Source organism: Bradyrhizobium sp. 155 (genome assembly GCF_023101105.1).
Lineage (GTDB): Bacteria > Pseudomonadota > Alphaproteobacteria > Rhizobiales > Xanthobacteraceae > Bradyrhizobium > Bradyrhizobium canariense_D.
Window position 1 is genome coordinate 2,872,635 of the sequence record NZ_CP064704.1, and the last position, 13,656, is coordinate 2,886,290.

A 13,656-nucleotide genomic window follows, 5' to 3' on the forward strand; every position below is an offset into this window, starting at 1 on the left:
AGACGGCGCGTCACGTCGCAGAACGAGCGGCGCGCGATCTCGTGCGCCGCGCACCGGGACCATCGGCGTCCCGGGTGAGACATGCCAGTTGCGAGAGTCCAAACCTTGTTCGACCTTCTTCCGCATCTCCTGAACGGCCTGACGCTCGGCCTGTTGTTCGCGCTGATCGCGCTCGGCTTCATGCTCATCGTCGGGCTGATGGAGCAGATCAACCTCGCGCACGGATCCCTGTTCGCGCTCGGGGCTTATGCCGCCATGCAGCTTACGGGGCCGCGCCCACCATTGCCGATGGAACTTGCGAAAGCGTGGCTCGCGCTGCCGCTCGGCTGGCGCTATGCGGCGACGTTGATCATTGCTCCCGTGATCGTGAGTCTGGTCGGCATGCTGATCGAGCTCTGCATGCGGCGCACTTACGGCAAGGATCCGCTCTACGGGCTGCTCCTGACCTTCGGCGCCGCGATGGTGATCGAAGAGATGATTCGCCTGGTGTGGGGCACGCGCGACTACGTGCTGCAGGTGCCGTCCGCCATCAACGGCGGCTTCCTGTTCGGCGACCTGATCTGGTCGACCTATCGCTTCTACGCAGCGGGCATCGCGGCCGGGGTCATCGGCCTGGTCTGGCTGTTGATCGAAAAGACCTCGTTCGGTGCGACGGTCAAGGCCGGCGCGCATGACAGCGAGATCGTTCGCGCGCTCGGCATCAACCTGTCGCGGTTGCGGATGCTGGTCTTCGTGTTCGGCACGATGCTGGCCGCGATCGCGGGCATCATCGTCGCGCCGATCTGGGGCATTCGCCCGCATATGGGCGTCGATGCGGTCATTCCTGCGTTCCTGGTGATCGTGCTCGGGGGCGTCGGCAGCTTTTGGGGTGCGGTCGTGGCGGGTCTTTTGGTCGGACTGTGTGTCGGCCTTGCCGGCGCCTACGCGTCCGAATGGTCGCTGTTGTCGATGTACATCTTGCTCGTGGCCGTCGTGACGTTCCGCGCGCGCGGCCTCTGGGGCAAGAAAAGCGTGCTCGAGGCCTAAAGGGAATGATTGTGGGACCAAAATCTTCACCGGACGCTGCGCGCCTCGTGACGCCGACGATGCTGGTGCTCTGGCTCGTGCTTGCAACGGTGCCGCTCTGGATCACGCGGATCGGGCTCTATCCCTATCTCGGGATCGAGATCCTGATCTGGTCGCTCTATGCGCTCGCATTCAACCTGGTGCTGGGCACCGCCGGACTTCCGTCGTTCGGTCATGGTGCCTATTTCGGCATCGGCGCCTACGCGTTCGGTCTCTGTCAGTTCGACATCCTCGCCAATCTCTGGATATGCCTGATTGCCGCGGCCGCGGCGGCAGGTCTCGCCGGCGTGCTGGTGGCGCTGTTCATCTCGCACAGGCGCGGCATCTATTATGCCTTCATGACGATTGCCTTCGGCCAGATCTTCTGGACACTGGCGATCAAATCGCACCGGATCACCGGCGGCGAAGACGGCCTTCTCAAGATCAAACGGTTGCCGGCCGATTTCGGGCTTGTGTCGTTCGATCTCACCGACAATGTCGCGTTCTACTATTTCGTGCTCGCCGTCTTTGCGGTCGGCACCGCCGCATTGTGGAGGCTGGTGCACTCGCCCTATGGCCGCGTGGTCGCTGCGATCAGGCAGAGCGAAGTTCGCGCGAGCCATCTCGGCTATAATGTGTGGCTCTACAAAGTCGCGATCTTTGCGCTGTCGGCCGCCGTCTCGGGGTTTGCCGGCGGATTGTTCGCCATGGCGCAGCTCGCCGCATTCCCCGACGTCATGAGCCTGCATCAATCCGGCTACGTCGTGATGATGACGCTCGTCGGCGGTGGCCTCGTCAGCTTCTGGGGCCCGGTGATCGGCGTATTTCTCTTCCTCACCGCCCGAGACGTGATCGGTGCGCTGACCAATGCCTGGATGCTCTATTTTGGTCTGCTGTTCATCGCCATCGTGCTGTTTCGCCCCGAAGGCATTGCCGGCGCGATATCCGCTGCCGTGCAGCAGCACTCACTCGGCGGCTTACGGCAGCGCGGTACCTCGGCGATGCGGCTGCTGTTCGGGAGCGGGCGATGAACATGATCGAAGCCGCGGCCGTTCATGTCCGCTTCGGCGACCGCGTGGTGCTGGAGAGCGTCGATCTCGCGGTCGCGGAGGGCGAGTTTCACGGTGTGATGGGCCCGAACGGTGCCGGCAAAACCACGTTCTTCAATGTCCTCACCGGCCGGGTGAAACCGAATCGTGGTCGAGTCCTGCTCGCCGGCGAGGATGTCACGGGCCTCAGCCCGCACCGCATCGCCGCCAAGGGCATCGCCCGCTCGTTTCAGATCATGACACTGTTCGACGAATTCTCCGCGCGTGACAACGTCATGATGGGCTTGCCCGAGTTTCGCGCCCGTGGCCACGATGTCGCGCGCGCAGCGGCGGGCGACAGCCGGCTTGCCGCGAAGGCCTCTGAATCGCTGGCGGCAGTCGGGCTTGCCGACAAAGGCGACATCCGCGCCAAGGACCTGTCCTATGGCGACCGGCGCGCGCTGGAGATCGCGGTCGCCCTGGCGCAGGCGCCCCGGCTGCTGTGCCTGGACGAGCCGACCTCCGGCCTCGGCTCCGACGGGGTGCACCGGCTCGCAGCCCTGATTGCTCGCCTGAAGGGGCGGCTGACCATCGTCGCGATCGAGCACGATATGGAGTTCCTGTTCTCGTTGGCTGACCGGATCTCGGTCATCCATTGGGGCCAGGTGGTGGCGCGCGGAACGCCACATGAACTGCAGCAGAACGAATGGGTGCGGCGCTCCAATCTCGGGAAGTTCGCATGATCCTCGAAGTGGACGCGGTCGATACCTTTTACGGTGAGACCCAGGCGCTGTTCGGCGCCTCGCTTGCCATCGAGCACGCCAAGGTGTTTGCGCTGCTCGGCCCTAACGGCGCCGGCAAGACGACGATGCTCCGCTCGATTCTCGGACTGACGCGTCCGCGCCGCGGCTCCGTTTGTTTCGACGGTCACGACGTCACGCGCGATCCGACCCACGAGATTGCGCGCGCCGGCATCGGCTGGGTACCCGACGACCGCCGGCTGTGTCCGACATTGACGGTTGCGCGCAACCTGTCGATCGCGCAAAAGCGCACGCGCTTTCGCCACTGGAGCGTCAAGGAGGCCGCTGCGATCTTCTCACCGCTCGAATATCTCATGGAGCGCGACTGCGAAAACCTGTCGGGCGGCGAAATGCAGATGGTGGCGATCGCCCGCGCGCTGGTCGGCTCGCCGGGACTGGTGCTGTTCGACGAGCCGAGCCAGGGACTGGCGCCGAAAATCGTCGGCGACGTGCTCGCGACGATCTTGCGCATGAAGGACGAGGGCATTGCCTCGCTGGTCGTGGAGCAGAACGCCGAGATCGCGCTGTCGGTCGCAGACCATGCCGCGGTGATCGATCGCGGCCGGATCATCTGGACCGGGGAGGCCGCGGCCTTGCGCGATGACCGCGGGCTTCGTCAGTGCTTGCTGGGAGTACAATAAGTGGCCGCACCGCTGCTCGTTCTCGACGACGTTCGAAAGGTCTATACACGGGGCCGCGTGATCCGCCGACCGACATTCACGCTACAGGCAAACCTGTCGCTGGACGAACCTGATATCGTTGGTGTCGTCGGCCCGAATGGCGCCGGCAAGACGACCTTGTTCGAGATGATGACGGGCTCGAACGCCCCGACCTCCGGGCGCGTGCTGGTCGCGGGCACCGATATCCATGGTGTCAAATATCGCGAGCGCGACCGGCTCGCGATCCACTATCACCAATCCTATCAGGTTAGGCGCTTCCGGAAGCGCATTCCGTCCGCCTTCCTGGCGCCGTCGCCAACCCGGACGCCGCTGGTTCACCTGTTCGACGAACCGCAGTTCAACCTGCAGGATGGCTATATCGGCTTCATGCTCGATTTCTTCCGCAAGCTGCGCGACGAGGGTCGGCTGGTCGTGCTCTGCATGCATCCGACGGCGGCCTGGCACCTCGACATCCTTGCCGAGATCGCCGGGCGATTCCTCTTTGTGGCCGGCGGTGGGGTGACACGCATGGCCGATTTCGGCGCTCTGGTCGCCGAGCCACGCTTCCGCTCCTATCTTGGGCCGGAGATGACAAAGGCGGCGGACGCGATTTGTCACCGAGCCACTCCCATCCCGACCTAACGCAGAAAAAAAGCGACCACAGGAGAATCCGTTGGCCTATTCGAACACCCAGCTTTTCATTGGCGGCAAATGGCGACCGGCCCATTCGGGCAAGGTGATCGAGGTCCGCAATCCCGCGACTGAAGAGGTGATCGGCACCGTCGCCCATGCCGGACGGTCCGACCTCGACGAGGCACTCGCCGCAGCCAGCGCCGGCTTCAAGATCTGGCGAAACGTTGCTCCCTTCGAGCGCTGCCGCATCATGCGCAAGGCGGCCGCGATCATGCGCGAGCGCAATGACGAGATTGCGCCGCTGCTCACGATGGAACAGGGCAAGACTCTTGGCGAGGCCAAGATGGAGGTGATGGCTGCCGCCGACGTGATCGAGTGGTTTGCGGAGGAAGCCAAACGCGCCTATGGCCGCCTGATCCCTGCGCGTGGGCCGGGCATCTACCAGCTCGCGATCAAGGAGCCGGTCGGCCCGGTTGCGGCGTTCACGCCCTGGAACTTTCCGATCAATCAGGTCGTGCGCAAGCTCTCCGCCGCACTCGGCGCCGGCTGCTCGATCATCGTCAAGGCCCCGGAGGAGACGCCGGCCTCGCCCGCACAGCTGATCCGCGCGTTTGCGGACGCTGGCGTGCCCGATGGCGTCATCAACCTTGTATACGGTATTCCCTCGGAGATCTCGGAATATCTCATTCCGCATCCGGTGATCCGCAAGATCTCGTTCACGGGCTCGACCCATGTCGGCAAGCAGCTCAATGCGCTCGCGGGCCTGCACATGAAGCGTGCCACCATGGAGCTCGGCGGTCATGCGCCGGCGATCGTTTTCAAGGACGCCGACGTCGCATCGGCCGCGAAAATTCTGGCGGCGGCAAAATATCGCAATGCCGGGCAGGTGTGCATCTCGCCGACGCGGATGCTGGTCCAGGATGACGTGTTCCGTGAATTCGTCGACAGCTTTGTCGACAGCGCCAAGTCGTTCAAGGTCGGCAACGGCCTCGATCCCGAATCCAAAATGGGCTCGCTTGCCAATCCGCGCCGTGTCACCGCCATCGAAGGCATGGTGCAGGATGCCGTCGGCAAGGGTGCAAAGCTCGAGACCGGCGGTAAACGCGTCGGCAACAAGGGCCATTTCTTCGAGCCGACCGTAGTGAGCGACGTGCCGAAGGATGCGCGCGCCATGAACGAGGAGCCGTTCGGCCCGCTCGCGCTGATTTCGCGCTTCTCATCCTTCGACGAAGTTGTCGAGGAGGCCAACCGCTTGCCGTTCGGGCTGGCGTCCTACGCCTTCACAAGCTCGGCCAAGACGGCGGCCGCGATCGGTTCGGCCGTCGAAGCCGGCATGATGTCGATCAACAGTTTTGGTCTGGCGCTGCCCGAAGTGCCGTTCGGCGGCATCAAGGATTCCGGCTACGGCTCGGAGGGCGGCACCGAGGCGATGGAGGGTTATTTCAACACCAAGTTCATCAGCCAGACGGGCGTGTGACCGGCCGGGGATGCGCAGCTAGCGTTTGACGAAAACCAGATTGCAGGCCCGCGCCTCGTTGCGCTTGCCGGTGCCGCGGGTGCGATCGAACTGCGCATCGACCGTAAAGGCGTAGGGCGAGCCGGGCGCGAGATTGTTCAGCGTGTACGCGCTCGCTCCCGTCGTGCCGCGCGCGCTCAAGGTGGTCTTGCCGTCCGCCGGGATCTGGCCGTCGATCTCGAGCCGGTTGATGTTGTTGCCCGGACCCTGCGCCTCGGCATGAAGCACGCCGTTCGTGACGGTGGCGACCAGAGGTCTGGTGAAGCCCTGCGCCTTGCCGGTGGCCAAGCAGTTCAACGTCACGTCCCAGCTGCCGTCAAAATCCTTGCTTCCGCCGCTCCGGGCGTTGCCTGACGGCGCGAGCGCCACCTTCTGCTTCAGCCCCTCGATCCGAGCTTTGGCGAGCGTAGCGAAGATGCAATTCGGGAATCTCGCGAGGTGATCCTCGAAAGCGCCCAGCGTACCGATGCCGTCGGCGGCCTTCCAGTGTGCTTCTGCTGCTGCGCAAGGGTCAGCCCGGGGCGCGGCTTGTGGCGCCGCCGGCGCCACCGTGACCGACACCGGTCCGTTCAGGTAGAACTTGCCGATGATCGACAGCGACAGCTCCGGGAGTTGGGTCTTGCCGCTGGAATCGTAGACGTCGCTGCTGATGTCGCGAAAGACTTCGCCGATCTCCTGCGGCTCCTCGATGTGCTTCAGGAACGCCGTCGTATAGGGACTGTTGCGGCCGCTGCCATCGGCCGCCGTCTGCCCGGACTGGGTTGAGAACGACACGATCGTGCCGCGCGGTGCTTCGACTTTCGACAGGCCCCGCCCGATCGAGGCGCCGCGCGTCATGCCGGCGGAGCGTTTCAAGGTTTCGGCCAGCGGATTGTCGCGGCAGGAATCGAGGATGAGCAGGTTCTTGGCCTGCTGCAGGTCGTTCACGATGTCGTCCACCCGCACGAAGCGCTTCAAATCGGCTTCGTCGCTCAGCACGGCATCGACAGGCATCAGATAGTTCACGCCGTTGTACTGCATCGCATGGCCGCTGTAGTAGAACATGGCGACGTCGGCTTTGCTCGCGGCGCGCGCGAAGCGGATGGTGAGGTCCTGCATGTCAGCTTGGCGCAGGTCGATGCCCTGGAGCACCTCGAAGCCGCTGCGCTTGAGCGAGGCGGCGACGTCTTCGGCATCGTGCGACGGGTTGGGAAGCTGCGCCGTACTGGCATAGGCGCCATTGCCGATCACCAGGGCGACGCGGGTTTCCGCCGATGCCGGCGCAACGGAAAGCCAGCAGACCAGGAGGGCAAGGCAAAGTCCGGCCGGGCAAAATCTGGAAAGAGCACGCATGAATGCCTTCCAAGGAAATGTCGAAAAATATCCCTCCAGATTAGCGCATGCCGCGCCGACATCAATGCCCTGCCGGAGCACCGCTCAGATTTCCCGGCCGTGACATCCTGTCACGCCGGGCTCGCCGCCATCGTCTTGCGGACGGCCATTTCGGTCGCAATCGCGTCCCGCACGGCCGGTCGCGCCTGCATGCGCGCGAGATAGGCCGACAACGATGTCCATTGCGCGACGTCGATTCCCGCGGGACGGAGCAACAGCAAAGCCCAGGTGAGATGGGCATCCGCGACGGTGAAGCTGTCGCCGACGAGGAATTCGCGGTCCGTCAGATGCGTGGCAGGCATCGATAATGTCTGCGCTATCCTTGCACGCGGCTTGGCGAGCGAGGCGTCGTCCTTGTACCAGAAGGTTGGAAACAGGAACGCCTTGTGGATCTCGGCCCCGACGAAACTGAGCCATTCCTGGAGCCGATACCGGTCGGGATTTCCGAACACGGGTGCAAGGCCCGCCTGCGGCTTTAGGTCGGCGATGTATTGCAGCACCGCGGCGCTTTCGGTCAGCCGTTCGCCATTCTCCAGCACCAGGACCGGCACCGCGCCCTTTGGGGAAACGCCGAGGAAATCGCTGCCGTCGTCCACGACCTGCTTGGTCTGGAGATGGACCGGATGATAGCGGGCCTCGATGCCCGCTTCCATCAGCGCGATGCGGCTCGCAAGCGAGCAGGCCATCGGTGAGAAATAGAGTTGCAGCATCGCCTACGCTCCTTCAGGTCAACGTCTCGGTTTGTGCGATGATCGCAAACCGGTCCGACAATTCGGCCAGGGCGACCTCCTGGATGATCCTTGCGGAGAGCGCTCCGCCGCGGCCGTCGGGAAGATCGCGTGTGGCGCAGGCATCGGCTGCGATCGTCGTGCGCAGGCCGAGGTCAAGCGCGGCGCGGGCGGTCGAGCTGATGCACATATGGGTCATGAAACCGGCCAGCACGATGTTCGTGCGTCCGGTTGCGGCCAGCCGGACTTGCAGGTCGGTGCCGGCAAAAGCGTTCGGCAGCGCTTTTTCGATCACGGCTTCGCTGGCGAGCGGCGCCACATTCCTGACGATCGCGCCGCGCGCGGCCTCGCGGTCGAACAGGCTGCCGGCACGTCCCTTGTGCGCGATATGGAAGATCGCAGCGCCGCTCGCCCTCGCGCGGGCGAGCAGGCGCGCGGCGGCGGCGATTGCGGGCTCCGCGTCCGGCAAGGCGAGCGGCCCGGCGCAATATTCGTTCTGGATGTCGATTAGCACGAGGCAGGAATCGGCGAGCCTGGGCGGAGTGAGATCGGCGCCGGACAATTCAAGCAAGGTTTTTGGGGCGATCATGTGGGTCGGGCCTTCCTAAGGCATATCGGATGGCGCCACAGTAGCGCGGCGGCGGCCTGCCAATGTGCAGGACTATTGCGGCATATGGCTGCAAATTTGCAGGAGCCCGTCGTGCCTGCTAGGCTCATCGCCATGAACTGGGACGATCTGCGCATCATCGCCGCGGTCAGGGACGAGGGCACCTATGCCGGCGCCAGCGCGCGGCTGCGCATCGACGAGACCACCGTCGGCCGCAGGCTCGCGCGCATCCAGCGCGATCTCGGCGTGCCGCTGTTCGATGCGGTGGACGGCCAGCGCCGGCCGACGCGGAATTGCGAGGCGGTGCTGGCGCATGTCGAGGCGATGGCCGCACATGCCGCCGAGATTGGTCGCGTCGGCGAGAGTCTGGCAGGCCCGGTGGGACGCCTGCGTATCGCCTCCACCAACACGGTTGCCGAGGTGGTTCTGTCGCCGCGCGCGAGCGACTTCCTGCGCGCCAACCCCGGCCTGACGCTGCAATTCCTCACCTCGAGCGAGAACGTCAAGTTCTCGCGCTGGGAAGCCGATCTCGCTATCCGGCTGCGCAAGCCCGACAAGGGCGACTTCGCGATCTCCAGGCTCGGTGACGTCAAGCTCTATTATTTTGAGCCTGTCACGACCGAAGGCGAGCCGGTGCTGTGTGCCTATCCGGACGAACTCGGTGCCATTCCCGAGATGCAATTCCTGCGTATGAAGCAAGCCCACGCGCGCTGCGTTACCGACAACGTTCGCGTCATCCGTAACCTGATCCGCGCGCATCAGGCCGCCGGCGTGTTGCCGGAGCATGTCTGCGCGGACTTACTCGGCGATCGCCGCCTGCGCGCCACGCTGCTGCCTGGGCGCCGCGACGTCTGGCTGCTGGTGCAGAACCATCTCAAGCGCGATCCGGCGACGCGGCTCACCATCGAATGGATCCGCCGCTGCTTCAGCGATCTCGCGCGCGGTTGATTGCGACCCGTGAACGCGATCCGCGCGCGGCGCGACCAAGTTATGGGATTGCGTACGCGCGAGGGTTGCGTAATCTCGCGACGACTACGGGCTTGATCAGGGCAGGCGCATGACCACTCTTCAGGAAACCATCCACCCGCAGGCCAAAGCGCGGGAATGGAAGGCGATCGTCATCCTGATCCTCCTGATTCCGGTGCTGTGGTCGCCGCCGTTCCTGTTTCGCATCTTCCTGTTTCAGCCGTTCAACATCCCGTCCGGCTCGATGACGCCGACGCTGGTCGTCGGCGACTACGTCTTTGCTGCAAAATATGCCTATGGCTATGGCCGTTATTCGTTTCCCTTCGCGCCGTCGTGGATCTCCGGGCGTGTCCGGGCCACCGATCCCGAGTATGGTGACGTCGTCGTGTTCCGGACGCCAAAAGACACCTCGGTTGACTATGTCAAGCGCGTGGTCGGGCTGCCCGGTGATCGCATCCAGATGCGGCAGGGCCAACTCATCCTCAACGACCGCCCCGTGACGCGCGTCGCTCTGAAGCAGGCATTCGCCGGCTGCACCTGCGGCGTGGATGATGGTGCGAAGGCCAAGCGCTGGCGCGAGACGCTGCCGAATGGCGCGTCCTACGTCACGCAAGACTGCGTCGACAACGGCTACTACGACAACACCGACGTCTATACGGTTCCGCCGGGCCATTTCTTCGTGCTGGGCGACAATCGCGACAACTCGAGCGACAGCCGCGTGATGTCGTCGATCGGATTCGTGCCGATGGACAATCTGGTCGGCAAGGTGACGCGGATATTCTGGTCGCTCGACCAGCACGGCGAACCGCACATGGAGCGGCTGGGGAAGGTGTGGTGAAGCCCCGCTGTCATTCCGGGCTCCGCGCTGCTCCGGGATGGGACCACCGAAGAAAAACAAAACCCCGGCATCGCTGCCGGGGTTTCGCATTTTGTCGTTTGCCGGAATGGCTGGATCAGAAATCCATGCCGCCCATGCCGCCGCCCGGGGGCATCGCCGGACCGGAGCCGCCCTTCTTGGGCAGCTCGGCGACCATGGCTTCCGTGGTGATCAAGAGCGCCGCAACCGAGGCTGCGTTCTGGATCGCGGTACGGACCACCTTGGTCGGGTCGATGATGCCCTTCTTGACGAGGTCAACATATTCGCCGGTCTGGGAGTCGAAGCCGTAGGCGTACGACTTGTTCTCGAGGACCTTGCCGACGATCACGGAGCCATCTTCACCGGCGTTGATCGCGATCTGGCGAGCGGGCGCGGAGAGCGCCTTGCGCACGATCTCGACGCCGGTCTTCTGGTCGTCGTTCTTGGTGCGCAGGCCCTTGAGCTGCTCGGAGGCACGGAGCAGGGCGACGCCGCCGCCCGGGACGATGCCTTCCTCGACCGCGGCGCGGGTCGCATGCATCGCGTCATCAACGCGATCCTTGCGCTCCTTCACCTCGACCTCGGTCGCGCCGCCGACGCGGATCACCGCGACGCCGCCTGCGAGCTTGGCAAGACGCTCCTGGAGCTTCTCACGGTCGTAGTCCGAGGTGGTTTCCTCGATCTGCGCCTTGATCTGCGACACGCGCGCTTCGATGTCGGCCTTCTTGCCGGCGCCGTTGACGATCGTGGTGTTCTCCTTGTCGATCATCACCTTCTTGGCGCGACCGAGCATGTTGAGCGTGACGTTCTCGAGCTTGATGCCGAGATCTTCCGAGATCGCCTGGCCACCGGTCAGGATCGCGATGTCCTGCAGCATGGCCTTGCGGCGATCGCCGAAGCCCGGAGCCTTGACGGCCGCGACCTTCAGGCCGCCACGGAGACGGTTCACGACCAGGGTGGCAAGCGCTTCGCCTTCGACGTCCTCGGCGACGATGACCAGCGGCTTGCCGGTCTGCACCACGGCCTCGAGCAGCGGCAGCAGCTCGTTCAGCGAGGAGAGCTTCTTCTCGTTGATGAGGATGTAGGCGTCGTCCATCTCAACGCGCATCTTGTCGGCGTTGGTGACGAAGTAGGGCGAGATGTAGCCGCGGTCGAACTGCATGCCCTCGACGACGTCGAGCTCGGTCTCGAGCGACTTGGCTTCCTCGACGGTGATGACACCCTCGTTGCCGACCTTCTTCATGGCGTCGGCGAGGAACTTGCCGATCTCCGCGTCGCCGTTGGCCGAGATGGTGCCGACCTGGGCGATCTCGTCGTTCGAGGTCACCTTCTTGGAGTTCTTGACGAGGTCCGCAACGACGGCTTCGACCGCGAGATCGATACCGCGCTTCAGATCCATCGGGTTCATGCCGGCGGCAACCGACTTGGCGCCTTCGCGCACGATCGCCTGGGCCAGCACGGTCGCGGTGGTGGTGCCGTCGCCGGCCGCGTCAGCAGACTTGGAGGCGACTTCGCGCACCATCTGCGCGCCCATGTTCTCGAACTTGTCCTCGAGCTCGATCTCCTTGGCGACGGTGACGCCGTCCTTGGTGATGCGGGGAGCGCCGAACGACTTGTCGAGCACGACGTTGCGGCCCTTCGGACCGAGCGTGACCTTCACCGCGTTGGCGAGAATGTCGACGCCGCGAAGCATCTTGTCGCGCGCATCGACCGAGAATTTGACTTCTTTAGCTGCCATCTGGATTTTTTCCTTAGGTGTTTAACTGGATAAGAGAGGGGCTCTTAGGCCGCCTTCTTCTTGGAAGCGGGGACGTCGAGGACGCCCATGATGTCGCTTTCCTTCATGATCAGCAGGTCGACATTGTCGATCTTGACCTCGGTGCCGGACCACTTACCGAACAGCACGCGGTCGCCGACCTTCAGGTCGATCGGGATCAGCTTGCCAGCTTCGTCGCGGCCACCCGGGCCGACGGCGACGATCTCGCCCTGCGAGGGCTTTTCCTTCGCCGTGTCGGGAATGATGATGCCGCCAGCGGTCTTCTCTTCTGCGTCGATGCGCTTGACCACGACGCGGTCGTGAAGCGGACGGAAATTCATGCAGTTCTCCTAAGCTTTTGCACGATTTGGGAATTTTCGGTTGTTAGCAGTCTGCGCCAGCGAGTGCTAGCACAGGCACAGCTGAGATAAGGCAGGATTTGGGCGGGAGCAAGGGCTTGTAGCAGAAAAATAGCACTCGGAGACGCCGCCTGCCAAAATCTCTTTCCATCGTTAATCGCGCTCTTCGCCCGTAGTAGCACGGAGCCACATCTGCTGCTAACGCGTTGAATTTCAACAGCTTGTTAAACTTTTAGGCTTGAGATGGATTGTCAGTTTGCGTCACATTTCTCTCATGTGAGCGCATCAGCAGCGGGTGGCTCTTAAGGCGCACCGGAAAGCCACCCCTTGAATGCGCTCCTGCAAAGGAGGTTGGCATGGGCTTGCGGAGTGGAGCCGTTTCGGACGATTTCCGGAAACAGCTGCTGGGTTACGGAATGACGACGGCGCAAATTCTCTATCGGATGCCGGATCATCCCTCGCTGCTCCAGACTTACGTCTGGCAGGACTACGACATGTTTCCGAAATTTCCGGCGCTGAAGGATTTTCTGGCGTTCTGGCAGGAAAAGCTCGACGGACCGCTTCACTCGGTGACAGTGGCGCATTCCAAGCTGATCAAGCCCGCCGAGCTGCGCGCGGTGGACGGCGTATTCCGGCTGCATTGAAGGGCGGAGCTGTAGGGTGGGTTAGCGTCAGTGTAGCCCCCCATGCTTCAACGCTTGCGCAAAGAAGTGGTGGGTACGTTAGCGCTAACCCACCCTGCGATTTCGCATTCTGTGCTAGCCTCTCCCCATAACAACAGGGGAGGCCGCCCATGGCCAAGAAAGCAAAATCGCGCAGCGCATCGCAAGCCGCGGTGAAGAAGCGTAGCGGGGCCAAACCCGCAGCACGATCCACGGCGCGCACGGCGGTGAAGGCAAAAGCCCCCACGACAACGGCAAAGTCATCCGTCAAGAAACCGGCGCGGCCCAAGCAGCGCATTGCGATCAGCCATCACCGCGAGGAAGACTTCAAAGCCGACGGTCTGCGTACCTACGCGAAATATCGCGACCTCGGCATCGCCGCCGCCAGCCATGGCCTCGCGCAGGCGCACGTGATCCGGCTGCAAGGCCCCTGCAATCCGGACGAAGTGTCGAAGCTGCACTTTCACGACGTCGAATTCCAGATGGTCTACGTGCTCAAGGGCTGGGTGAAGACCTATATGGACGGAGAGGGCGAGACGCTGATGAAAGAAGGTAGCGCCTGGACCCAGCCGCCGAAGATCAAGCACATGATCCTGGACTATTCGGACGACGTCGAGCTGCTGGAGGTGATCCTGCCGGCGGAGTTCAGGACTGTGGAGTTGAAGGCGTAG

General features: G+C 63.6%; 15 protein-coding genes. 10 read left to right on the forward strand and 5 right to left on the reverse strand.

Features of this window, described 5'->3' with window-relative positions:
* The first annotated feature begins 105 nt into the window (after nucleotides 1–105).
* Genes IVA93_RS13890 through IVA93_RS13915 form a run of 6 tightly spaced genes read left to right on the forward strand, consistent with a single transcriptional unit; the run spans nucleotide 106 to nucleotide 5,641 of the window.
* Nucleotides 106–1,026, forward strand: a complete 921-nt coding sequence (locus tag IVA93_RS13890; protein WP_247409363.1) for a branched-chain amino acid ABC transporter permease — start codon at nucleotides 106–108, stop codon at nucleotides 1,024–1,026.
* Between the two features lie 5 nt (nucleotides 1,027–1,031).
* A complete protein-coding gene (locus IVA93_RS13895) occupies nucleotides 1,032–2,075 on the forward strand; it encodes a branched-chain amino acid ABC transporter permease (protein WP_026232989.1) in 1,044 nt (347 codons plus the stop codon).
* Nucleotides 2,072–2,815 (forward strand): ABC transporter ATP-binding protein, encoded by a 744-nt coding sequence (locus tag IVA93_RS13900; protein WP_018455614.1) that lies wholly within the window; start codon nucleotides 2,072–2,074, stop codon nucleotides 2,813–2,815. Before IVA93_RS13895 ends, IVA93_RS13900 begins: the two co-directional genes overlap by 4 nt.
* Nucleotides 2,812–3,513 (forward strand): ABC transporter ATP-binding protein, encoded by a 702-nt coding sequence (locus IVA93_RS13905; protein WP_247392683.1) that lies wholly within the window; start codon nucleotides 2,812–2,814, stop codon nucleotides 3,511–3,513. The genes IVA93_RS13900 and IVA93_RS13905 overlap by 4 nt, the downstream gene beginning before the upstream one ends.
* Nucleotides 3,514–4,173: an ATP-binding cassette domain-containing protein gene (locus IVA93_RS13910; protein WP_085351085.1), complete on the forward strand. Its 660-nt coding sequence runs from the start codon at nucleotides 3,514–3,516 to the stop codon at nucleotides 4,171–4,173. It abuts the gene before it with no gap.
* Nucleotides 4,174–4,204: 31 nt separating this feature from the next.
* Entirely contained in the window at nucleotides 4,205–5,641 is a 1,437-nt protein-coding gene (locus tag IVA93_RS13915) for an NAD-dependent succinate-semialdehyde dehydrogenase (RefSeq protein WP_247486151.1), read from the forward strand.
* An 18-nt stretch (nucleotides 5,642–5,659) separates the two neighbouring features.
* Here IVA93_RS13915 and IVA93_RS13920 read toward each other — a convergent pair whose 3' ends face one another.
* The 3 genes from IVA93_RS13920 to IVA93_RS13930 all read right to left on the reverse strand — a co-directional run bounded on the left by IVA93_RS13920 (nucleotide 5,660) and on the right by IVA93_RS13930 (nucleotide 8,368).
* Nucleotides 5,660–7,012, reverse strand: coding sequence for a caspase family protein (locus IVA93_RS13920; RefSeq protein ID WP_247486150.1), 1,353 nt, complete (start codon nucleotides 7,010–7,012; stop codon nucleotides 5,660–5,662).
* A 110-nt stretch (nucleotides 7,013–7,122) separates the two neighbouring features.
* Nucleotides 7,123–7,761 (reverse strand): glutathione binding-like protein, encoded by a 639-nt coding sequence (locus IVA93_RS13925; RefSeq protein WP_247409361.1) that lies wholly within the window; start codon nucleotides 7,759–7,761, stop codon nucleotides 7,123–7,125.
* A 13-nt stretch (nucleotides 7,762–7,774) separates the two neighbouring features.
* Nucleotides 7,775–8,368 (reverse strand): cysteine hydrolase family protein, encoded by a 594-nt coding sequence (locus IVA93_RS13930; RefSeq protein WP_247542107.1) that lies wholly within the window; start codon nucleotides 8,366–8,368, stop codon nucleotides 7,775–7,777.
* Between the two features lie 132 nt (nucleotides 8,369–8,500).
* Here IVA93_RS13930 and IVA93_RS13935 point away from each other — a divergent pair, with 132 nt between their 5' ends.
* Nucleotides 8,501–9,334 (forward strand): LysR family transcriptional regulator, encoded by an 834-nt coding sequence (locus tag IVA93_RS13935; RefSeq protein WP_247409402.1) that lies wholly within the window; start codon nucleotides 8,501–8,503, stop codon nucleotides 9,332–9,334.
* Between the two features lie 109 nt (nucleotides 9,335–9,443).
* Nucleotides 9,444–10,190, forward strand: coding sequence for a signal peptidase I (gene lepB, locus IVA93_RS13940; protein ID WP_247486149.1), 747 nt, complete (start codon nucleotides 9,444–9,446; stop codon nucleotides 10,188–10,190).
* A 115-nt stretch (nucleotides 10,191–10,305) separates the two neighbouring features.
* Here lepB and groL read toward each other — a convergent pair whose 3' ends face one another.
* Both groL and IVA93_RS13950 read right to left on the reverse strand, forming a co-directional pair.
* The gene (groL, locus tag IVA93_RS13945; protein ID WP_085351091.1) at nucleotides 10,306–11,946 is read right to left on the reverse strand and encodes a chaperonin GroEL; all 1,641 of its coding nucleotides are present in this window, start codon (nucleotides 11,944–11,946) and stop codon (nucleotides 10,306–10,308) included.
* 44 nt (nucleotides 11,947–11,990) lie between these two features.
* Nucleotides 11,991–12,305 carry a co-chaperone GroES gene (locus IVA93_RS13950; RefSeq protein WP_007611913.1) on the reverse strand — a complete coding sequence of 105 codons (315 nt, stop codon included), beginning with the start codon at nucleotides 12,303–12,305 and terminating at the stop codon, nucleotides 11,991–11,993.
* A 374-nt stretch (nucleotides 12,306–12,679) separates the two neighbouring features.
* Here IVA93_RS13950 and IVA93_RS13955 point away from each other — a divergent pair, with 374 nt between their 5' ends.
* On the forward strand, nucleotides 12,680–12,967 hold the full coding sequence (locus IVA93_RS13955) for an usg protein (RefSeq protein WP_007611911.1): 288 nt from the start codon (nucleotides 12,680–12,682) through the stop codon (nucleotides 12,965–12,967).
* Between the two features lie 149 nt (nucleotides 12,968–13,116).
* A complete protein-coding gene (locus IVA93_RS13960; RefSeq protein ID WP_085361709.1) occupies nucleotides 13,117–13,656 on the forward strand; it encodes a cupin domain-containing protein in 540 nt (179 codons plus the stop codon).

Coding starts and splice junctions, on each gene's coding strand:
- IVA93_RS13895 (WP_026232989.1), top strand. CDS start 1,032: ATGATTGTGGGACCAAAATCTTCACCGGACGCTGCGCGCCTCGTGACG.
- IVA93_RS13900 (WP_018455614.1), top strand. CDS start 2,072: ATGAACATGATCGAAGCCGCGGCCGTTCATGTCCGCTTCGGCGACCGC.
- IVA93_RS13905 (WP_247392683.1), top strand. CDS start 2,812: ATGATCCTCGAAGTGGACGCGGTCGATACCTTTTACGGTGAGACCCAG.
- IVA93_RS13920 (WP_247486150.1), bottom strand. CDS start 7,012: ATGCGTGCTCTTTCCAGATTTTGCCCGGCCGGACTTTGCCTTGCCCTC.
- IVA93_RS13925 (WP_247409361.1), bottom strand. CDS start 7,761: ATGCTGCAACTCTATTTCTCACCGATGGCCTGCTCGCTTGCGAGCCGC.
- IVA93_RS13930 (WP_247542107.1), bottom strand. CDS start 8,368: ATGATCGCCCCAAAAACCTTGCTTGAATTGTCCGGCGCCGATCTCACT.
- IVA93_RS13935 (WP_247409402.1), top strand. CDS start 8,501: ATGAACTGGGACGATCTGCGCATCATCGCCGCGGTCAGGGACGAGGGC.
- lepB (WP_247486149.1), top strand. CDS start 9,444: ATGACCACTCTTCAGGAAACCATCCACCCGCAGGCCAAAGCGCGGGAA.
- groL (WP_085351091.1), bottom strand. CDS start 11,946: ATGGCAGCTAAAGAAGTCAAATTCTCGGTCGATGCGCGCGACAAGATG.
- IVA93_RS13950 (WP_007611913.1), bottom strand. CDS start 12,305: ATGAATTTCCGTCCGCTTCACGACCGCGTCGTGGTCAAGCGCATCGAC.
- IVA93_RS13955 (WP_007611911.1), top strand. CDS start 12,680: ATGGGCTTGCGGAGTGGAGCCGTTTCGGACGATTTCCGGAAACAGCTG.
- IVA93_RS13960 (WP_085361709.1), top strand. CDS start 13,117: ATGGCCAAGAAAGCAAAATCGCGCAGCGCATCGCAAGCCGCGGTGAAG.